This is a genomic window from Staphylococcus caprae (assembly GCF_002902725.1).
GTDB classification, from domain to species: Bacteria; Bacillota; Bacilli; order Staphylococcales; family Staphylococcaceae; genus Staphylococcus; species Staphylococcus caprae.
The window spans coordinates 1-20,518 of record NZ_PPRT01000043.1 but is presented as its reverse complement, the minus strand read 5'-3'; the positions used below and the strand labels follow the sequence as shown (position 1 = coordinate 20,518).

Below are 20,518 nucleotides of genomic sequence, written 5' to 3'. Positions count from 1 at the left end.
TCCCTTTCTAATATATGAGTACATCTTTCCCTTTAGTAAAACATTAAAATCAGTATTGGTATTAAGACTGAGCTAATGACAGCCGTAAGAATCATACCAATAGAACTAAATGCTCCTGATTCTATATCTAATTCCAATGCCTTTGCTGTACCGAAGGCGTGAGAAGCATTCCCATAAGTTAATCCTCTGGCTATAGAGGACTTAAAACCTCCCATACGCAATAACATTGAACCTAAAATACTGCCGATTAAACCTGTAGTTATAATAAAGAGTACAGTCATCGTATCTGTGCCTCCCAATTCATGGGATACTTCGATACCAACTGCAGCAGTGATTGATCTTGGTAATAGGGTGACAATCGTGTCCTTAGAATAACCAAAGATTTTCAACGTTGTAAATACTAACACAAAATTGAGCAGTACACCAGTCAACACGCTTGCAAATATAACAGATATATATTGCTTTATTTTCTGTCTATTTTCGTATAACGGATAAGCAAGACAAACGACTGTAGCGTTTAAAACGTGGTTAATCCAATTACCACCTTTCATATACCCTTTATAACTCACTCCAAAAACCAATAATACAACTATTATCCCTATTGAAGCTATCAGTGCGGGATTTAGAAATGGATTTTTATATTTATCTTGAAGTCTCTTCGAACCATAGTACAAAACGACGGTTAATAATATCATGAGAACGGCTTGTAAGTAATCATTCATGACTGATCTGTCCCTTTTGTTATTTTGTCTTTTCCTACCATTTTTTCAGCGATGAAACCTGAAGATAAAGCGACTAAGCATGTGCCAATAATAATAACGATGAAGAACAATACGTAATTCAATGTAATATTAGAAGCAACATCCATAATCCCTACTACTGATGGGATAAAGAAAAATACCATTGTCTTGAGTAAGAAATTAGCCCCTACATCAATCCAACTTTCTGGAATAATCTTAAACTGTAAAAGAAAGAAGAACAATATTAAACCAACGATACTACCTGCAAGTGGGATGTGTAATAGTTTCTGCACTTCTGTACCTATAAAAGTAATGAGTAAGATGAGTGCAAGTTGAAGTATTAATTTAACCAAAAATCGAGCCCTCTCCATCATCAACATCCCTTTCTATCAAATTGTGTCTAAATTGTTACTAACTTTTTTCAGTGTTACTATCTATTATAATGCTCGCGATTCTATAGTGAAAATATCTATTCAGAATGTTTTCTATTCCTCTAATCTATGAAACCGTTTGCACAATCCGATAAAAAAACTGTCGAATAATGATGTACACTATCGACAGTTTTTCTTAATCTCATAATGAAATGATTTAATTTATTCTGTTAAGTTTTCCTTTAAAAATTCTATCCATTTATTCGTTGCATGACTTAAACGTTTATCTTTCTTCCACACAACGCCAAGTTCCCAATCAGTATTAGCATTTTCTAGTTTAATCATTTTTACGTCGTCGTTAAGTAATTCAGAAATCGTTGCTGGTAAAATGGTAATACCTAATTTATTTATAATAAGATTTTCTATTACGTTCCATTGAGAAATTTGGGAAGCCATATTGGGAACAAAACCTGCATTTTTAGCATTTTCAATAATTTTATCATTCAAATAAAAATCTTCATTAAATAATATAAAATTTTCTTCTGCTAACTCTTCCATATTAATAGAAGATTTGTGTGCTAACGGATGTTCTCTGTGTAACACCACTCTTAAATCTTCTTTATTAAGTGAAATAGATTCGAATAAATGATGGTCAACTGGCAAAGTCGTAACACCGATATCAACTTCATCATTTAAGATGAGGTGCTCTGTAGTTTTTCCTCCACTTTCAATCAGATTATATGTAATATTCGGATACAATTGGTGAAATTCCCCTAATATACCTATAAATTTACGCATACTCATGACTGCTGACATACTAATATTAATATGTCCTGATTCTAAACCATACATGCTATTAATCTCAGTAGGTAAATTATCATATAAGGCGATAATTTCCTTACATTTATTAAAGAAAATCTTTCCCGCATCTGTAAGGACTAAATTTCTCTTACTTCTATCGAATAAAGGGACAGCCATTTCCGCTTCAATATCTTTAATCGCTTTACTAATGGTAGGCTGTGCGATGTATAGTGATTTAGAAGCATTTGTCATTCCACCCTGTTTGACGACTTCAACAAAGTACTTCATATGTTTAATATCCAAGCATATCCCCTCTTTTATAAAAATAAATATTAACTACAATTAATTATACAATAAGATTGACCTTTCTAGTGATTAAAATTTTTTTGAATACAATTCAGTATAATCATTCTTATATAGTAAGTATTTTTAACAAATGAAAATATGTTATAATCGTTTTTGGCTCAGATTACATTTTTTGAGGTGAGGAATTGAGCTTTTACGAATTTATGCAAAATTTCCTTGGTGATGACACACCATTAGGTGAATTGGTTGATTGGATTAATCAAGATATCAATTTTCCTAAAGAAGTGAAGAGCCATAGTGAAATATTGACATATTTTCGAAATAATCCATGTCCTGAAAACATACCAGTGACGAGTATCAAACGTGCACTTGCTGTTTTCAACCAATTCACCGGTATATAATTGATGTTGGAACAATGCTTTTAACATTTATCATATACAAGAATACATGGGGTTTATCATCTCGCAAGGCGTCCTCCTATGGGCGCCTTTTTCTATTATAAATTGCATACAATATTAACTTTATTACAAAATCTGACACAATATTTCATGAGGATTACATTTACTTGTATAATTCATTTCTTATATTGTATTACGTATTTTTAAATATTATTATGAGTGAGGTTAATAAATAAATACATTTTTTGGGGAGAAGAAATGAAACTTAAAAAATTATTATCACGTATTATTATCGCTACTGGAATGATGTTCACTGGAACTTTGACATATCAAACAAATGAACAAACGCACGTATCTCACGCTGCTTCATATAATTATTACAACAAACACCAATGTACTTGGTGGGCCTATAAACGTCGTGTACAATTAGGAAAACCTGTTTCTAACAGATGGGGAAATGCTAAAAACTGGTACTATAATGCACGTCGATCAGGTTATTCAACAGGTCACAAACCAAGAAAATATGCTGTGATGCAATCAACTGCAGGTTATTATGGCCATGTTGCTGTCGTTGAAAGAGTATATAAAAGTGGTAGCATCAAAATTTCGGAATATAACTATAACGTGCCTTTAGGTTATGGCACACGTATTATCAGTAAATCATCCGCACGCCACTACAATTACATTTATTAATATGTATAAAGCCATCAAACAAGTATCTATCCATATTTATGATTACATATGGAGAACATACCCGTTTGATGGCTTTTTAATTATGATTGGCGTATATTTTCTAAAATTTCTTTAGCTTTAGCTGTATTGGCGCGAGGTTCCTGTTTTAATGCCTCTGCAACTTTTGCAATTTCTTCCCCTTCGGCACCAACTACAATGGCTAATGATTTGTATTGTAAGCTCATATGTCCTTGTTGAATGCCTTCAGATACAAGCGCTCTACATGCAGAGAAGTTTTGGGCTAATCCCACTGCAGCAACAACATGTCCCAATTCTTGAGCTGTTTCCACATTTAATAAATCAAGAGAAGCTTTAGCAATTGGCAATACTTTTGTTCCGCCACCAACAATTGCTAATGTCATTGGCACTTCAATCGTACCAATCAATTTGCCACGGTCTTTAGCATATTCCCATGTTGCGATACCTCTGTAGTGTCCATCACGACTTGCGTAGGCGTGTGCACTGGCTTCTGCGCCTCTAGTATCGTTACCTGTGGCTAGAACTACTGCATGAATACCGTTCATTACTCCTTTATTGTGAGTAGCAGCACGATGAATATCAACTTGTGCTAGTACCGATGCACGTCCCATTCGATAAGCTACGTCTTCGCCACTTCTCTCTCCTCTATTTAAGTCTTTAACATCTATTTCACCTTGTACTTTTACAACGGAAGCTGTCGCGTGATTTGATAAGATGCTCATTAATACTTCTTTGTCTGGGAATTCATTTTTAAGGTGAGCTGTAATAGCTTCAAGTATCGTATTTAACATATTGGCACCCATCGCGTCCTTCGTATCCACGAATACTTTCAGTGACAATAAATTCTGTTCTGGAAATGTATCAATTTCGATACGTTGATAACCGCCACCACGTTCTTTGATAGATGGGTATGCTTCATCAGCAATTTGATGAATTTGAGACTCAAGACGTTCAATATCTGAAGATAATTGTTCAGTGTCATCCACATCATCAAAGACGATTTGTCCTATCATTAGACGTTGACTAGAAATCGTTTTGAATCCTCCACTTTGATTCACTAATTTCGCCCCGTAACTCGCAGCTGCCACGACTGAAGGTTCTTCTACCATCATTGGCACTACATATTCTTTATCATCCACCACAATCTTCGGTAATAGTCCTACTGGTAAAGCGCCTTGTCCAATGACATTCTCTATTAAACTGTTCGCAACTTCTTCATTTATAAGTGGTTGATTGAGTAATGATTCATAATTATCAGTATGAAGCCAACCATATTCGACTAATTGTTTTAATTTGTCTTCTCGCGATAAATGTCTAAATCCCTTTTCTAAACTTTTCATGAGTATACTCCTTTATATATGTCTATCTATTTATTTTAAACTTGTTAATAATTATTTTCCTGAAAATTAAAGATCCTAAAACTTCGCATATGCGATTGATTACATGGTAGCAAATTATCGTGTAAAACGCTTACATTTCTGTTATACTTTGATGAATTATTCTGTTATATTTCATTGTATAATAATGTATCGTTCTGATATGATACTAATGCTACTTTTAAAAATGAAAGGATGATTCGCCTTATGAACATAGGTATCGATAGAATAAACTTTTACGTACCAAAGTATTATGTAGACATGGCAAAACTCGCCGAAGCACGCCAAGTTGATCCAAATAAATTTCTCATTGGAATCGGTCAAACAGAGATGGCCGTAAGCCCAGTAAACCAAGATATAGTATCTATGGGAGCAAATGCTGCTAAGGATATTATAACAGACGAAGATAAAAAGAATATTGGAATGGTTATCGTCGCAACTGAATCTGCCATCGATAATGCAAAGGCAGCTGCCGTTCAGATACATCATTTGTTAGGTATCCAACCCTTCGCGCGTTGCTTTGAAATGAAAGAAGCATGTTATGCCGCAACACCAGCTATACAACTTGCTAAAGATTACCTTGCACAACGTCCTAATGAAAAGGTACTAGTCATCGCAAGCGACACTGCACGTTATGGTATTAACTCTGGCGGTGAACCAACACAAGGTGCCGGTGCTGTAGCAATGATGATTTCACATGAACCAAGTATTTTAAAATTAAACGATGACGCTGTTGCATACACTGAAGGTGTATATGATTTCTGGAGACCAACTGGGCATAAATACCCACTAGTTGCCGGAGCATTGTCTAAAGATGCTTATATCAAATCTTTCCAAGAAAGCTGGAATGAATACGCACGTCGCCAAGGAAAATCATTATCTGACTTTGAATCACTTTGTTTCCATGTTCCATTTACTAAAATGGGCAAAAAAGCATTAGATTCGATTATTGATAATGCTGATGAAACGACTCAAGAACGTTTGAAATCAGGTTATGAAGATGCAGTGTATTATAATCGCTACGTCGGTAATATTTATACTGGATCATTATACTTAAGCTTAATTTCATTACTAGAGACACGTGACCTTAAAGGCGATCAAACAATCGGATTATTTAGTTATGGTTCCGGTTCTGTAGGCGAATTCTTCAGTGCAACACTTGTTGATGGCTTCGACAAACATTTAGATATCGAAGGTCATAAATCATTATTAAACAATCGTACAGAAGTATCTGTTGAAGAATATGAATCATTCTTTAAACGTTTTGACGACTTAGACTTTAACCATGAGATTGAACAATCTAATGAAGACAAAGATATTTATTACTTAAAAGACATTCAAGAAGATATCCGTGAATATCATATTCCAGAATAAAAAATAATAAAGTGCAAGGGAGTAGGCCAGCGAAATTGATTTCGCTATCCTACTCCCTTTCTATTATCTTATGGTTTTGTACTATGTTTAGGACGATAAAGTTTTGTCATATCGACATTTTCAATTTCTAACAATTTAATTTTGTTATCAATTGTGCCTCCATAACCTGTTAAACTACCATCTTTTCCAACAACACGATGACACGGTATGATGATTGAAATAGGATTGCTTCCTACAGCACCTCCAACGGCTTGCGCTGACATCTTTGATTTATTTAATTTCCGACCTACTATTTTCGCAATATCTCCATATGTTTTTAAATCTCCATACTTAATTGTCGTTAATTCATTCCAAACCTCTTGTTGAAAATTACTTCCCTGTGGCAATAATTGAAAATCTATCATTGGATCGTCACCATTAAAATAATGATCTAACCATCGTTTAGCGCTAGTGAAAATAGGTAAATCATCTTTCATATCAATATTTTTTTCATATTGATGTGGATATAAAAGATGAGTCAGCGAAGTACCATCGCTAATTAACTGTAATTGGCCTAGTGGTGATTGATATGTCGTTTGATATTGCATTGTAACAACTCCTTTTATTTATCTCATACGCGTTGAGTTTAAGTAGAAATGGAAATGGGAATGCTTTACACATCAAATAATGTGGGGGAATATCTATGATTCATCATAAAAACGATGTTGATCTTCATTTTAATAAAAATAATTTAAGTTCTGAAAGTCAAAATCGTGCCAATCAAATTACCACTTTCTACAAAGCTTTATATCAAATTAATGATATTGTATTAGGTTTAATCTTTCTAGTGGGAAGCTTTTTCTTCTTTAGTGACCAAACAATGGTTGCTGGCACTATACTCTTTGTCATAGGCAGTCTGCAGATGACAGCACGACCAGTTATTTCATTTATTCACGATCTCAAGTTATCTAAATTTTATAAACGTAAATATCAAGAAGAATTACAACATCAATCTAAACTTTAAGACGCAACCTAGTCATAAATTCTAAAATAATAGCTCTAAGAGATTGGGACATCATTTATTATTACTGTCCCGCTCTCTTAGAGCGTATTTTATATCGATACTTCAATGAATGATTAAAGATTACATGTTATGACCTGCATCTGTATCTTTTTGTTTACTTATTCAAAATTATAAAGCTGATAACCTTTGTCTTTCGCATATTCTAAAGCTAAAAGTTCTAAAATATTAATAAAAGTAGGTTCATCTTTCACTTTAATGTATTGGAACGTTAAACTATGTTGTTCTGCAGTGATACTTTTTAAATCAGAAGTATCTAGATTGTTGCTTTGCGCAAACCCTTTTCTAAATTTCGTCGTACCACTATCAGACTGTGAATTATATTGACCTAACTTAGTATATAAATCTTTAGAAATGGGCTTATAAGTTGTTGAGTAACCACCTGTTTGCCCTACAAATACCGGTTTCTTTTGATCAAAAATAACATAGACCCCAAACTTATCTTTGACTTTTTCTCTATCTTCTTTCGTGAATGATAACGCTTCTTTCTTATCATACTTAAATAATTTCTTTAATTTTTTCTTATTATCTTCTAATAAGTTATCAAGCTTCTTGCTACCTTTCATAAGTCAAATCCTCCATGTTTACTGCAAAATAATTAAATACTACTATTTATAGTTACATATAATATATCACTTTTTAAAATTATTAATCATTATTTTTGTAAATTAATAATTACTCAACTTTTTCTTAATAATAAAAACTTCTTCATTAACGAGGCGTACTCGAAAACGAAGAAGTTTATATGAATAGCTTTAAATTTTAGAATGCGTCGGTTTTACTTTGTCTGAGGCGGAATGGTCACACTGGCAACCTGTTTTACAACCGCCACATTGCCCTGACTTAGACCGTTTAAAGAACTTATAAAGCGACATGACTGTATAACCAAATATCGCTAAACAAATGATTATATTAATAGCGATGTACATATTATCACTTCCTTATATAAATAATTTACTTATTTGATAAAATGCTAGCGTTAATCCATATGCAGTAATAATCGGATAAATGAGTGCGAATAATGTCCATTTCCATGAACACGTTTCTTTACGAATCGTTGCGACTGTAGAGATACATGGTACATAGAGTAATATGAATATCATAAAGGCATATGCAGATAATGGTGTGAATTGCTGTTGGATAACATGAACCAAACCATCTTCACTGGATGAATAGAGAATTGCCATAGAACTAATAATCACTTCTTTAGCTAAAAATCCAGGAATTAATGTTGCACCGGCTTGCCATGTACCAAAACCTAGGGGTGCAATAATTGGTGACACTGCCTCTCCTAAAATGTGTATAAAACTTTGATTTATTTTCACATTCACACCGTGAGGGCCGATGTAAGTCAAAGTCCAAATTACTACTGAACCACCAAAGATAAACGTACCAGCTTTTCTTACGAATCCTTTAGCCTTTTCCCAAGTACTTCTCCAGAGTGTTCTAAAGGATGGTACGCGATAAGTAGGGAGCTCAACAATAAAAATCGAATCTGAATTTTTTAAAATACAGCGATTTAAAATCGTGCTGACAATCAACGCGACTAAAATTCCTAATAAATATAGACTTAGCACCACTAGAGATTGATAAGCTTTAAAGAATACGCCCACAAATAAAGCATAGACAGGTAAACGCGCTGAACAAGACATGAAAGGTGCGATGAGTATCGTAATCAAACGTTCTTTTTCATTTTCAATACTGCGTGCAGCCATAATACTTGGCACATTACACCCAAATCCTATAATCATTGGAATAAATGATTTGCCACTGAGTCCAATTGTTTCCATTGTTTTATCCATTAAGACGGCAATTCTTGCCATATAACCCGAATCTTCTAATAAAGAAATAAAGAAGAACAGCACGACGATTTGAGGCACAAAGACAAGTACTGAACCTACGCCAGCGATGATGCCGTCCGTAATTAAATCTTGAAGAAATGGCAAAACATGCAAATCATTCATGAGTAACTTTACCCAATCTGTAAATGGCCCTCCAATGAAGCTATCCATCTGGTCAGATAATGGTGTGCCTATCCATGTGAATGTCGTTTGAAAAATAAGCCACATAATACCTAGAAAAATAGGGATCCCTAAGTACTTGTTAATAAGAAGTTTATCTATAGTGGCAGTGAGGAATTGCTTTTCTTCTTCAGGATATTCAACTGCACCTTCTAATATTTCATTGATATAGTTATTGCGTATCTTTTCAATATGTTCACGAGCATATAAATCTGATTGATGGTTTAATTCTTGTTTAATGGGTGCGATTTGTTCTAAAATTGCATCACTTAATTTTTGAGAAATTTGTACGTTATCGAGTAAATTATTGTATTGCTATAAAACGAATGCGTTCTTTTGGAAAGTTTGAATTTGTTTTTATAATTAAACTCATGCGTTCAATTGCATCTTCTATTTCTTTACCATAATCAATTTTAAATACTTGTCTGTCATCGGGCTTTAAAAACTCTAACTCATGTAATATGTCATTAGTCCCTTTAGATTTTCGAGCCACGATTGGGAACATAGGTATTTTTAACCTTTTCATTAATTGATCAAATTGAATCTTAATACCTCTTTGTGTCGCTACATCGACCATATTTAATCCAATAATTAATGGCACATTTAATTCCATTAGTTGAATAGTGAGTTGCATATTTCTCTTAAGTTGACTAGCGTCAATAATATTGATTGCGCCTGTGAAATTTGTCGTCAATAAATAATCAGTGACAACTGTTTCATCTTTAGATATCGGTGACAAGTCATAAATACCGGGTAAATCAATTAAACTACCTAAACTCCCTTTCAATTTACCAATCTTTTTTTCTACTGTTACCCCACTCCAATTCCCTACGTATTCGTACGAACCGGTTAAAGCATTGAATAAAGAGGTTTTACCTACATTTGGATTACCTAATATACAGAAAGTCTCACTCATCGAAATTAGTCCTCCAATGCAATAAGGCGTGCATCAGATTGTCTTATACTGAGATATTGCCCATTTATTTCAACGATACTTGGTCCATTTAACAAACATTGTTGCTTAATACTGATTTCGCTACCTTTAGTTACACCCATAGCACCTAAACGATATAGCATTTTTTTATTTGTAATTCCTATATGCTTGATTCTATATTTTTTGTCTTTTAATCCATTCTTTACATTCAACATCATACTCACCTTTTTATCTCTAATTAAGAATCATTATCATTAAGAAAAGAATATGCCTCTACGTGATTTTTTACAATATCTACAAAAAGTTAAATGTGTCGATTTGGTGAAAATATGTAAAATTCGACTATTTTAATCAATATCGTTGCGTTATAAAATTATCATCGCTATAGTCTAACTATACAGTGTAGATTTTTAATGTGAGGTTATGTTATGAATGAAAATGACTTAAGAGTAATTAAAACTAAAAAAGCTTTATCAACAAGTCTTTATGAACTACTAGAAAAACGAAGTTTTGAAGTAATTTCAGTTAACCAGATATGTAATCATGCGATGGTTCATCGCACAACATTTTATAAACATTTCTATGATAAATATGATTTATTAGTCTATTTATTTAAATTACTCACTAAAGACTACTTTTCAACAGATTTAAAAGAACGTTTAAATAATCCGTTCCAAACGATTGAAGCTACCTTTACGAATAAAGAAGAATTAGAAAGAATAGAGAAAGTTCAAAAAGATGATGTCTCATTCGCTAAAATATTTAGAGAATTTTGTGTAGACATTATGAAGGCAGATATTAAAGAAAATATACATCGTATTTCTGTAGATACTGCAATCCCAGAAAATCTTGTCTTTTACATTTATGGTTCGACATTAGATGGATTTATGGAATGGATTAAACAAGAAGATATTGATTGGCCAGCTTCAGAAATCGACGCCGTCTTTCATAAAGCGATTAATCTAAGCATTTCTGAGTAAGCCATCTACAATTAAAAGTGATATAAAATAGCCGTCATTTGAAGAATAGAACGTAATTGAACGCGTTTCACCTTCATCATGACGGCTAAATTATTTTTATTTAGAACATTTCAGAAACAACTTTTTGTTCTAAGAAGTTTAATAAGTAGTCAGGGCTGCCTGTTTTTGCATCTGTACCAGACATTTTAAAGCCACCAAATGGATGGTAACCAACAACTGCAGCAGTACAACCACGGTTGAGATATAAGTTACCTACATCATATTCGTTCACAGCTTTAATCCAATGTTCACGGTTATTAGTAATCACAGCACCAGTTAAGCCATATTCTGTGTCATTCGCTACATCGATGGCTTCATCGAAATTATCTACTTTAATAAATCCAACAACTGGTCCGAAGATTTCTTCTTGCATGATACGGTCAGAAGATTTAAGACCTGAGAAGATAGTTGGTTCAATGAAGTAACCTGTTGAATCATCAGTGCCTCCACCTTGTTCTAATTGGCCTTCATCTTTACCAATTTCGATATAATTTTTAATTTTGTCGAATTGCTTTTGGTTAATGACTGGTCCCATGAATGTGTTATTTTCAGTATTACCTAGTGTGAGATCTTTTGTAAGTTGAACTGCTTTTTTAAGGACTTCATCATGTACATCTTTATGAACAATGGCGCGTGAACATGCTGAACATTTTTGTCCTGAGAAGCCAAATGCAGAAGTTACAATCGCTTCAGCAGCTAAATCTGTATCTATGTTCTCATCAACAACGATGGCATCTTTACCACCCATTTCAGCAATGACACGTTTCAAGAAGTGTTGACCTTCTTGAACTACTGAACTACGTTCATATATACGTGTACCTGTGGCACGAGAACCTGTAAATGTAACAAAGTGTGTGTCTTTATGGTCTACTAAGTAGTCACCAATGTCTTTAGGATCACCAGGGACAAAGTTGACAACGCCCTTAGGTAGACCAGCTTCTTCTAATATTTCGATTAATTTGTATGCTGTTAATACAGTGTCTTCAGCAGGTTTAAGTAACACTGTATTACCTGCAACTACAGGAGCTAAAGTTGTACCAGCCATAATTGCAAATGGGAAGTTCCAAGGCGGGATTGTAACGCCTGTACCAATTGGTTTGTAGAAATATTTGTTATGTTCCCCTTCACGATCTAATACAGGTTTACCATCTGCTAAATCCATCATTGAACGTGCATAGTATTCGATGAAGTCGATACCTTCAGCAGCATCACCAACCGCTTCATCCCATGGCTTACCTGCTTCATAAACCATAACAGCTGAAATTTCTTCTTTGCGACGACGGATAATCGCTGCTACACGTAATAACAATTCAGCACGATCTTTATGCGACCATTTCTTCCATGATTGATATGCTTCATTAGCTGCTTTAAATGCCTTTTCCACATCATCTTTTGTAGCTTTAGAGACTTTTGCAACCAATTGAGATGTATCTGCAGGGTTTAAAGACTCAAATTTGTCGCTTTTATCAATTTTCTCTCCATTAATGACTAAAGGAATATCTTGACCAAGTTGGCCTTTTACCTTTTTCAATTCTTCATTAAAGCGATCTACATTGTCTTGAACTGAAAAATCAATCCCAGGTTCATTTTTGAAAGGTACTACCATTCTCATTTACCCCCTATGTATTTTAAATTTATTAAAAAATCACAAAACATTGACATACATTTAAATGATAGTTCATATCATTTATTTCATTCTACTATGTAACAACATGATTTTGCAATCGCTTACATTTATATTATCAGAAAAGTCTTGAAAATAAGTTCACAGCAAATGATTTATCATAGTCAATAATATGATTATCGTATATATATTTAATTCTTTTTATATTAAAAAATATTGTTGAAAACAAGAAGGTTATTATATACAATTAATGACTGGGCCAGTATTTTATAAAACAAAATAAATTCAGAAAGGTATCACTACATGAAAACTTATACATCTGTAATTTTTTGGATGCGTTCCATTGCTTGTTTAAGTATAGTAATTATCCACTCAATTACCACTACTTTTTCAAAAATGCATGACGTTCCACATAGTACATCTCTCCGACTATTCCAACTATTATTAATGTTTAGTACACCTATGTTCGTGTTTATATCAGAATTCTTACTAGCCAAAAATTATGGTTCCAAGATAAAGAAAGGATTCTTCAAAAATAAATTAATCTATTTAGGGATACCTTATGTAATAATCAATTTAAGCATTTCCTATTTTTACTTTAGACCGAAAAATTTACATGAATATCTCTTCCATGTTGGAGATACAATGTTTCACGGAGGAGCTGTTACATATTTTATAGTAATCATTTTTCAATTTTATTTACTACATTGGCTATTTTCTAAATACTTAATTGGTCTAAATCCTATTAAAATGATTGTAATATCAATTTTAATAACTACTATGTATTGGGCCATGAGAACTTTTATATCGCCTCCTAATAATCCAATATTAGCAGCTATATAGGATCGTGAGGGATGGATGATATTCATAGGATGGTTGAGCTATTTCTTGCTTGGCTTTTATATAGGAACTTATTATGAAGCGTTTATGAATAAAATCAAAGATTATACTTGGCATATTATTATTGGAGCATTTCTCTCAATAATTTTTATGTTTTTAAATTATATATTGAGTATAAGCACATGGGTAGAATCAAAAAGAGTGGACACTCCTATTTATGTAACAATGGTAATTTTATTGTTTTTCCTTTTCTCTTCTTATATTAAGTATGTACCAAAATTTATTGTATTTATTAGTAATTATTCTTATTGTATCTACTTAATTCATTATTTCTTTGTTCATGATTTAGGATTACTGAGTCGTAACCCCATTAAAAATGTATTATTCAATACCATCGTTACACTTACTCTAGCTATTACAGTTGGATATCTCTTTAATTTATTCAAATTTGGAAAATACATTGTAGGTGGAATAGGAAAAATTAAATATGAAAATATTTACGAAAGCTATCAAAATAATAATATGGATTAAAATAAATTAAGACTAATTTTCTTCGGTTAAAGTATAAAAGGCAAGTTCTATCTATATAGAACTTGTCTTTTTTTAGTTTATGAAAAATATCCTTAACTCAACAATACTCAACCTTGAAATTTAGTTAAATTAGATAAAAATATTATAGTATAATGTTAGTGTTAATTATTCAATACATCTTAAGGAAGTGCATCTATGAAAGCTTTAATTACTGGAGGCGCAGGTTTTATTGGGTCACACATTTCAGAACGGTTAACTCATGAAGGTGTGGAAGTGCATGTCATTGATAATCTTAGTACAGGAAGATTAGAAAATATTCCTTTCATACCTAAAGAACATTTTTATTTAAAAGATATTACTGATGTGGCATTTGTTTCAGAGTTAATTAAAAAAGAACAATTTGATTATATCTTTCACTTAGCTGCGATGGTAAGTGTAGTTGAAACAATTGAAAAACCTGTTATCTCAAACGAGACCAATATTAATGCAACGATTAATTTATTAGAAGCTACACGAAAATGGGATAGTCAAATTAAAAAATTTATTTTCGCATCATCTGCCGCTGTGTATGGCGATTTGCCTGATCTACCTAAATCAACGATAAATTCTAAAGTAGCCCCGCTTTCCCCTTATGCGATACAAAAATTTTCTGGAGAACAGTACGCTCACATTTATCATCATCTCTATAACGTACCTACTGTATGTTTAAGATTTTTCAATGTTTATGGACCAAAACAAAATCCGAACTCTGATTATTCAGGCGTTTTATCAATTCTTAATGAAAAATTTATGAATAAAAAACAATTTACGTTTTATGGTGACGGTGAACAAACGCGTGATTTTGTATATATAGATGATTTAGTTTCAGCAATATGGACAGTCCTTTATTCTAAAGATACTAATGGGGGGATATTCAATGTTGGAACTGGAAGCGAAACATCTCTTAATGCTGTTTTTAAATCCTTTGAAAAAGTCTTTGGCTATACCATTCCTCACATTTATAAAGAATGTCGAATAGGTGATATCAAACATTCATATGCAGATATTACCCCACTTAGGCATCTGGGTTATTCACCACAATTTAATATTCATAGTGGTATTAACGCTTACGTGTCATATAGCAAAAATTAGTCATTAAAAAAATCAAAACGGTGAATCATGAGCTGACCAACCGTTTTGATTTTAATTTTTATTGTAATAAATCATAGAATTCTTTAATAGCTTTGTCATTATATGCTTCAGCATCAAACTTTTCATATTTCTCATTTTGACCTAATATGAATGTTTCAATACCTTTTGCAATCTCCTCTATCTCGTTGATAACAAGTGTGCCATACTTGCATCCTTTAATACATATCTATTAGCAACAATATCTGATGCAAGAACATTCACTCCTAGAGTTAAAGCTTCTAATAATACCATTGATTGTCCTTCGTAATGAGAAGTGAGTGCAAATAAATTTGATTGTTTCATCACATAAAATGGATTTTTTCTGTGTCCTAATAAAAACACATGGTTTCTCATTTTTAATTTTTTTATAAGCGACTGTAGAGATTTTTTTAATGGTCCTTCACCCATAATATATAACTTTATGTTTGGATATTTTGGCACTAATTTAGCAACAGCATTAATGAGTAGATCAAATCCTTTTTCAGGAGAAAGTCGCCCTATGCTCACAATTTTAAAGTCATTGTAACTAAACTCAACTGTTTGAACATTACCATTTTTAATATTGATTAAGACTGACTCACCATTTTTCTCGAATCGATCTGAATCATCTTCTACTAAAGTGTGTATCTTATTTAAGTTAATCGTATTTCTCGAAGAACAATACTTATCACTTAATAAAGGATTATTTATTTTTTCTTTGTTTAAAAGACTCGTAGCTTCGGAAACGCTGACGAGTTTATCAAAATATGGATAAAGAGAAACCAAACCTTTTAAATTTTGATAATGTGGTCTCACACCATTAATTCTTCTTTCCATATCTGCTTTAATATCACTATGTAAATAAACTAATTTACGTTTAGCATTACTTGCTAAAATAAGATTAGCCCAAAACATAGAATAACCACTAAAATCGATAGCATAATCAAAATGAGAATCTCCAAATATTTTTCTAAATTCTCGTTGATATACCTTTTTAGGGTAGAGGAATTTTTCTAAAAATGATTGAAGCCCTCTTTGTTTTACAAAATCAACCTTATAACACTCTTTTAAGGATGCAAGTAATGGCCCTCTTCTAAATATAATTCTTACATTTGGATTCACTCTATCTAAATTGCTCAACATTTCTTTTTTCTTACTATAGTTCAAAAATATCGTAATATCATATTGATGATAGTCAATATTTTCTAATAAATTAATGATTGATGTAGTGATGCCATTATTTTTCATTCCACCTGGATAAATTAAAATTGTTTTCTTTCCTGTTGTATTACGTTTTGGGGATTCCGCTTTTCGATTAAAAATATGTTCAACGATATTTTTAGAAGCATATCCGTCTTCTAAACTTACATAAGTCGTTTTAAATTTTTCATAATTACTTTTAATTTGATGATTTTCATAACTTTTATTATTGATTGAAGAAATGACATCTTCAATATGGGTGCAAACGGGACCAGGCAATTCATTTGGATTAATATACATTCCCTACAGAACTTATAGTCCTCATAATCAGGAGTATAAAAAATGATTGGTTTATTCGTTACTAAATAATCAAAGAAAATACTCGAATAATCTGTAACCATTAAATCAACAATTGCTAATACTTCGTTGGTATCAACATAGTCAGGAATTAAATAATTTTTCAAATCACAATCCTTTTTAGCCTCTTCATAAATAAAAGGATGTACTTTTACTAATACTTTATAATTTAAATGTGCTTCAAGCGCTTTTGCTTCACTAAGTATGCTTTCTATATTTATATCTGGATTATTTAAATCTTCTCCTCGCCATGTCGAACAATATAATAATATTTTCTCTTCATTTTCACTAATAAGATCTTTCAATGTATTAAAAATTTGAGATTTTTGATTTTTTAATGTTAAGTCAATTCTGGGGTATCCTTTTTCAAGAATTTCTCCATTATAGATGTGATGAAGGTTAAATGCGCTTTTGAATATATTTGTAGTATGCCTATTTGAGCTGATTATATAATCGCTGGATAAAAAATTCTTAATAATGTTCTGTGATCCTTGTACATTGTTGTCCATATCTAATCCCATATATTTCAGAGGTGTCCCGTGCCATGTGTTGATGTAAATTTGATTTTCCTTTTTGGCAAAATATAAGGGAAAGGTTGAATCGTTAATTAAATATTTACTTTCAGCAAGTGATTTCAAATAATCACTCGAGTCTATAATGACAAAGTCTACGTTATTGTAATTCTTAAATTTATTTTTATAGAAGTTCAATGTTTCTTTAGAATCGACCACCCATTTATGAAGAAACCTTTTATATTCTTTATGGTTAACTAAGTATAGAAATATTGCATAAGGATTACCTGTAATATTCTTACCATTTCTCACTTGATATAGAATTTGATGGTCATTGACTTTTAAATCACCATAATATTTAGCGTAAGTCATCACTTGATGATTATAATTTGATTTATTCATCATATTTATTGGAGATGTAATAAAATTAATTTTTCTTCTACTTTGATTAGCGATAAAGTTTTTGAAATTTTTCATAGATTTCCCTTCTTAGATGTCATTAATATACATAAATTTAAATGTGCGAGTGTTAAAACTTCTCTTTAAATTTATCTTTCCTTATCCATAAAATATTATATATCTTTTTTATATAATGTTATATATGTTCAATGTAAATTTATTCTAAACTCTATCACTGCTTCTATTGTTCTATAGATTTGATTACTTTACAGGGATTACCCACCGCTAAACTATTAGGAGGTATATCTTTAGTTACAACACTACCTGCACCTATGACACTACCGTCTCCAATTGTGACGCCAGGCATCACTGACACGTGTCCTCCAAACCAAGTATTGCTTCCTACGACAATAGGTTCAGCGAGTTCTAAACCTTTATTACGTTCTTTATAATTTAAAGGATGCGTAGCGGTATAAAAGCCACAATTAGGTCCGATAAAGACATTATCTCCAAATGTAATACCTCCACCATCCATTAGATAACAATTTGTATTAATAAATACATTTTTTCCAAATTTAACATTCCAACCATAGTCAGTATCAAAAGGTATAGAGATACCTACGTTCTCAGTTTGATATCCAAATAATTCATTCATGATTCTGTCTCGTTTTTCTTCATCACTTGGACGCGTGTGATTCAAATCAAAGCATAATTCCTTCGCTTTCAATCTATCTTGTTTTAATTCCTCATCAAAGTTTGCATCATACCATTGATGTGCTAACATTTTTTCCTTTTCAGTCATAAACATTCCTCAATCTTTGCTTAATCAATTTATTTTAAAAAGGGAGTGGGACAGAAATATAATTTAGCAAAATTATATTCGTTGTCCCTCTCCCAACTTTCATTGTTTGTAGAATTTCTTAAAAAGAAATTCTCTGTGTTGGGGCCCCGCCGGCAAGGATGGCTAGGATTAAAAGAAGCTTGATATAAGTGCACTTTTAATTCAGACATCTACTGCCAATATGTTAAGAAGGCTGAGACAATTAATTATGTCCCAGCCTCCACAATTCAACGTATTAAGTTGTAATATAATCTCCACCATTAACGTGTATCACTTGACCAGTGATATAAGAGCTATCAGCATGTGTAGCTAAGAAAACATAAGACGGCGCAAGTTCTGCTGGTTGACCACGACGTCCCATAGGTGTACCGCCACCTTGATTTTCAACCTTTTCCTCATCAAAAGTAGATGGAATTAATGGCGTATAAATTGGACCAGGTGCTACAGCATTTACACGAATACTTTTCTCCATTAATGTTGTCGCAAGAGAGCGAGTAAATGAGACAATAGCACCTTTCGTAGCAGAATAATCAATCAGATGTCCAGAACCTCTATAAGCCGTCACACTCGTAGTATTAATAATGGCATCGCCTTCTGATAAGTGTGGCACAGCTGCTTGTGACAAGAACATCATTCCGAAAATATTTGTCATAAATGTTTCTTTCACTTGATCGGGTGTAATGTCTTCAAAGTTATCTCTAGGAAATTGAACGCCACCATTATTTACTAAAATATTTAATCCACCGAAATCTTTAACGACATTATCAATGAGTTGTTTAGATTGCTTTTCATCTTTTAAGTCATGTGCATAAGCTTTCGCTTTGACACCTAATTCTTCTAAGCGTCGAACAGTGTCTTCTGCATCTTGGTGTTCGTCGTAATAACCTATCGCTACGTTTGCGCCCTCTTTCGCATAAAGGATTGCGACTGAACGACCAATCCCAGAGTCCCCGCCAGTAATTAATGCTACTTTACCTTGTAACTTTCCTGCAGCTTTATATTCATCTAACTCTGCAATTGGTTTAGGATTCATATCCGCTTCAATCCCCGGTTGTCTATCCTGAGTATAACCTTTTATCTCCTTATGAAAATCCAATAAACTCACAAAAATCAACCTCCTCTACATTTACAAAACACATTCCCACATAAGCTCCAAAACAAACACGGGGCCCCAACACAAAGGATTTCCTCAAGAAATCCTACAAGCAAAATTTTATTTTTGAACAAAATAAAGTATATAAAAACAAAAAATAATAATGCAACGTAATATTACAGACGTTAAAAAGTTAAAATATATAAATGAGTTTGATCGTTAAATAATGTTATTATCCCATTATTGCTTTTTAGATTTAAAAATTTTAAACAGTTCTCGTCCAGTAGAAATCCAACCTGTAAAAAAAACGAAAATTATTGATTGCGCCATGAAACACATTATAACTGCACCAGAAGCATCTTGTATTTCAAATATTTCTGCTGAAGCCTTTAAATCAATACATAATCGCGTTAATAAACATGAGATAAATATATTGGTACATTGTAAGCTTGTGAATAACCAAAAATCTTTATCCCATTTGTAAAGCGCGGCAATAATAATAGGTATAATAGCTACAATGCCCATTAAAACATATGAAAAGGAAAACAAAAGATTATTTTCTTCTACTAAAGGGTTACACATATATGCGATATACAGAAAGTTAAATGGAAATCCAAAAAGAATCATTAAAATAATACGCTTCATACTTCCACCCCTCCATAAATTATCAAGAATGCGCCAATTCCAGTATCTATTAGAATGGTTATGATAATAAGAAAGAACATAAGAAATGGTAAGATTAACAAAGTCATAACTCTAATTTTATCGTTTTTAATTTGATGCGCCTTATAGAATATAATATGAATAATCAGATACATTACCATAAATAAAATAGCAATAAAATAATGTCCAGACATAATA

At 32.4% G+C, this 20,518-nt stretch carries 18 protein-coding genes and 3 pseudogenes; 7 read left to right on the top strand and 14 right to left on the bottom strand.

Features of this window, described 5'->3' with window-relative positions:
- Positions 1-32: 32 nt before the first annotated feature.
- The 3 genes from CD155_RS09160 to cidR all read right to left on the bottom strand — a co-directional run bounded on the left by CD155_RS09160 (position 33) and on the right by cidR (position 2,215).
- Positions 33-722 carry an LrgB family protein gene (locus tag CD155_RS09160; protein WP_002444324.1) on the bottom strand — a complete coding sequence of 230 codons (690 nt, stop codon included), beginning with the start codon at positions 720-722 and terminating at the stop codon, positions 33-35.
- Entirely contained in the window at positions 719-1,111 is a 393-nt protein-coding gene (locus CD155_RS09155; RefSeq protein ID WP_037541672.1) for a CidA/LrgA family protein, read from the bottom strand. The genes CD155_RS09160 and CD155_RS09155 overlap by 4 nt, the downstream gene beginning before the upstream one ends.
- Positions 1,112-1,333: 222 nt before the next feature.
- Complete coding sequence (cidR, locus tag CD155_RS09150) at positions 1,334-2,215, bottom strand: cidABC operon transcriptional activator CidR (protein WP_103213133.1); 882 nt, start codon at positions 2,213-2,215, stop codon at positions 1,334-1,336.
- Between the two features lie 188 nt (positions 2,216-2,403).
- On the opposite strand from cidR, the gene CD155_RS09145 reads away from it, so the two are divergent.
- Entirely contained in the window at positions 2,404-2,619 is a 216-nt protein-coding gene (locus tag CD155_RS09145; protein WP_037541673.1) for a sterile alpha motif-like domain-containing protein, read from the top strand.
- A 255-nt stretch (positions 2,620-2,874) separates the two neighbouring features.
- Positions 2,875-3,309, top strand: coding sequence for a CHAP domain-containing protein (locus CD155_RS09140; RefSeq protein ID WP_103213132.1), 435 nt, complete (start codon positions 2,875-2,877; stop codon positions 3,307-3,309).
- An 80-nt stretch (positions 3,310-3,389) separates the two neighbouring features.
- On the opposite strand, the gene CD155_RS09135 is transcribed toward CD155_RS09140, so the two are convergent.
- Complete coding sequence (locus CD155_RS09135) at positions 3,390-4,667, bottom strand: hydroxymethylglutaryl-CoA reductase, degradative (protein ID WP_103213131.1); 1,278 nt, start codon at positions 4,665-4,667, stop codon at positions 3,390-3,392.
- A gap of 243 nt (positions 4,668-4,910) precedes the next feature.
- On the opposite strand from CD155_RS09135, the gene CD155_RS09130 reads away from it, so the two are divergent.
- The gene (locus CD155_RS09130; protein ID WP_103213130.1) at positions 4,911-6,077 is read left to right on the top strand and encodes a hydroxymethylglutaryl-CoA synthase; all 1,167 of its coding nucleotides are present in this window, start codon (positions 4,911-4,913) and stop codon (positions 6,075-6,077) included.
- 68 nt (positions 6,078-6,145) lie between these two features.
- Here CD155_RS09130 and CD155_RS09125 read toward each other — a convergent pair whose 3' ends face one another.
- Complete coding sequence (locus CD155_RS09125; protein ID WP_070871720.1) at positions 6,146-6,664, bottom strand: methylated-DNA--[protein]-cysteine S-methyltransferase; 519 nt, start codon at positions 6,662-6,664, stop codon at positions 6,146-6,148.
- A gap of 95 nt (positions 6,665-6,759) precedes the next feature.
- Here CD155_RS09125 and CD155_RS09120 point away from each other — a divergent pair, with 95 nt between their 5' ends.
- Positions 6,760-7,080, top strand: a complete 321-nt coding sequence (locus tag CD155_RS09120) for a YrhK family protein (RefSeq protein WP_002444336.1) — start codon at positions 6,760-6,762, stop codon at positions 7,078-7,080.
- Between the two features lie 158 nt (positions 7,081-7,238).
- Here CD155_RS09120 and CD155_RS09115 read toward each other — a convergent pair whose 3' ends face one another.
- The 4 genes and pseudogenes from CD155_RS09115 to CD155_RS09100 form a co-directional block, all read right to left on the bottom strand.
- Positions 7,239-7,703, bottom strand: a complete 465-nt coding sequence (locus CD155_RS09115) for a hypothetical protein (RefSeq protein ID WP_070871719.1) — start codon at positions 7,701-7,703, stop codon at positions 7,239-7,241.
- Positions 7,704-7,892: 189 nt separating this feature from the next.
- A complete protein-coding gene (locus CD155_RS09110) occupies positions 7,893-8,066 on the bottom strand; it encodes a FeoB-associated Cys-rich membrane protein (protein WP_103213129.1) in 174 nt (57 codons plus the stop codon).
- Positions 8,067-8,078: 12 nt separating this feature from the next.
- Positions 8,079-10,074 (bottom strand): annotated as a pseudogene (feoB, locus tag CD155_RS09105) (ferrous iron transport protein B).
- A 5-nt stretch (positions 10,075-10,079) separates the two neighbouring features.
- On the bottom strand, positions 10,080-10,307 hold the full coding sequence (locus CD155_RS09100) for a FeoA family protein (protein WP_037541676.1): 228 nt from the start codon (positions 10,305-10,307) through the stop codon (positions 10,080-10,082).
- A gap of 213 nt (positions 10,308-10,520) precedes the next feature.
- On the opposite strand from CD155_RS09100, the gene CD155_RS09095 reads away from it, so the two are divergent.
- On the top strand, positions 10,521-11,072 hold the full coding sequence (locus CD155_RS09095) for a TetR family transcriptional regulator (RefSeq protein WP_002444342.1): 552 nt from the start codon (positions 10,521-10,523) through the stop codon (positions 11,070-11,072).
- Between the two features lie 100 nt (positions 11,073-11,172).
- Here the strand turns inward: CD155_RS09095 and pruA are convergent, their stop codons facing one another.
- Positions 11,173-12,717 (bottom strand): L-glutamate gamma-semialdehyde dehydrogenase, encoded by a 1,545-nt coding sequence (gene pruA / locus CD155_RS09090; protein ID WP_103213128.1) that lies wholly within the window; start codon positions 12,715-12,717, stop codon positions 11,173-11,175.
- Positions 12,718-13,038: 321 nt separating this feature from the next.
- On the opposite strand from pruA, the pseudogene CD155_RS09085 reads away from it, so the two are divergent.
- Together CD155_RS09085 and CD155_RS09080 are read left to right on the top strand one after the other, a co-directional pair.
- Positions 13,039-14,106, top strand: a pseudogene (locus CD155_RS09085) (acyltransferase family protein).
- Positions 14,107-14,301: 195 nt separating this feature from the next.
- On the top strand, positions 14,302-15,237 hold the full coding sequence (locus CD155_RS09080; RefSeq protein WP_103213127.1) for an NAD-dependent epimerase/dehydratase family protein: 936 nt from the start codon (positions 14,302-14,304) through the stop codon (positions 15,235-15,237).
- 58 nt (positions 15,238-15,295) lie between these two features.
- Here CD155_RS09080 and CD155_RS09075 read toward each other — a convergent pair.
- The 4 genes and pseudogenes from CD155_RS09075 to CD155_RS09060 all read right to left on the bottom strand — a co-directional run bounded on the left by CD155_RS09075 (position 15,296) and on the right by CD155_RS09060 (position 20,302).
- Positions 15,296-17,801: pseudogene (locus CD155_RS09075) on the bottom strand (CDP-glycerol glycerophosphotransferase family protein).
- A gap of 163 nt (positions 17,802-17,964) precedes the next feature.
- Positions 17,965-18,525 (bottom strand): sugar O-acetyltransferase, encoded by a 561-nt coding sequence (locus CD155_RS09070; RefSeq protein ID WP_103213126.1) that lies wholly within the window; start codon positions 18,523-18,525, stop codon positions 17,965-17,967.
- A gap of 274 nt (positions 18,526-18,799) precedes the next feature.
- A complete protein-coding gene (locus CD155_RS09065; protein WP_002444350.1) occupies positions 18,800-19,669 on the bottom strand; it encodes an SDR family oxidoreductase in 870 nt (289 codons plus the stop codon).
- A 228-nt stretch (positions 19,670-19,897) separates the two neighbouring features.
- Complete coding sequence (locus CD155_RS09060; RefSeq protein ID WP_103213125.1) at positions 19,898-20,302, bottom strand: hypothetical protein; 405 nt, start codon at positions 20,300-20,302, stop codon at positions 19,898-19,900.
- Between the last annotated feature and the right edge of the window lie 216 nt (positions 20,303-20,518).

Coding starts and splice junctions, on each gene's coding strand:
- CD155_RS09160 (WP_002444324.1), bottom strand. CDS start 722: ATGAATGATTACTTACAAGCCGTTCTCATGATATTATTAACCGTCGTT.
- CD155_RS09155 (WP_037541672.1), bottom strand. CDS start 1,111: ATGGAGAGGGCTCGATTTTTGGTTAAATTAATACTTCAACTTGCACTC.
- CD155_RS09140 (WP_103213132.1), top strand. CDS start 2,875: ATGAAACTTAAAAAATTATTATCACGTATTATTATCGCTACTGGAATG.
- CD155_RS09135 (WP_103213131.1), bottom strand. CDS start 4,667: ATGAAAAGTTTAGAAAAGGGATTTAGACATTTATCGCGAGAAGACAAA.
- CD155_RS09130 (WP_103213130.1), top strand. CDS start 4,911: ATGAACATAGGTATCGATAGAATAAACTTTTACGTACCAAAGTATTAT.
- CD155_RS09125 (WP_070871720.1), bottom strand. CDS start 6,664: ATGCAATATCAAACGACATATCAATCACCACTAGGCCAATTACAGTTA.
- CD155_RS09120 (WP_002444336.1), top strand. CDS start 6,760: ATGATTCATCATAAAAACGATGTTGATCTTCATTTTAATAAAAATAAT.
- CD155_RS09115 (WP_070871719.1), bottom strand. CDS start 7,703: ATGAAAGGTAGCAAGAAGCTTGATAACTTATTAGAAGATAATAAGAAA.
- CD155_RS09110 (WP_103213129.1), bottom strand. CDS start 8,066: ATGTACATCGCTATTAATATAATCATTTGTTTAGCGATATTTGGTTAT.
- CD155_RS09100 (WP_037541676.1), bottom strand. CDS start 10,307: ATGTTGAATGTAAAGAATGGATTAAAAGACAAAAAATATAGAATCAAG.
- CD155_RS09095 (WP_002444342.1), top strand. CDS start 10,521: ATGAATGAAAATGACTTAAGAGTAATTAAAACTAAAAAAGCTTTATCA.
- pruA (WP_103213128.1), bottom strand. CDS start 12,717: ATGGTAGTACCTTTCAAAAATGAACCTGGGATTGATTTTTCAGTTCAA.
- CD155_RS09080 (WP_103213127.1), top strand. CDS start 14,302: ATGAAAGCTTTAATTACTGGAGGCGCAGGTTTTATTGGGTCACACATT.
- CD155_RS09070 (WP_103213126.1), bottom strand. CDS start 18,525: ATGACTGAAAAGGAAAAAATGTTAGCACATCAATGGTATGATGCAAAC.
- CD155_RS09060 (WP_103213125.1), bottom strand. CDS start 20,302: ATGAAGCGTATTATTTTAATGATTCTTTTTGGATTTCCATTTAACTTT.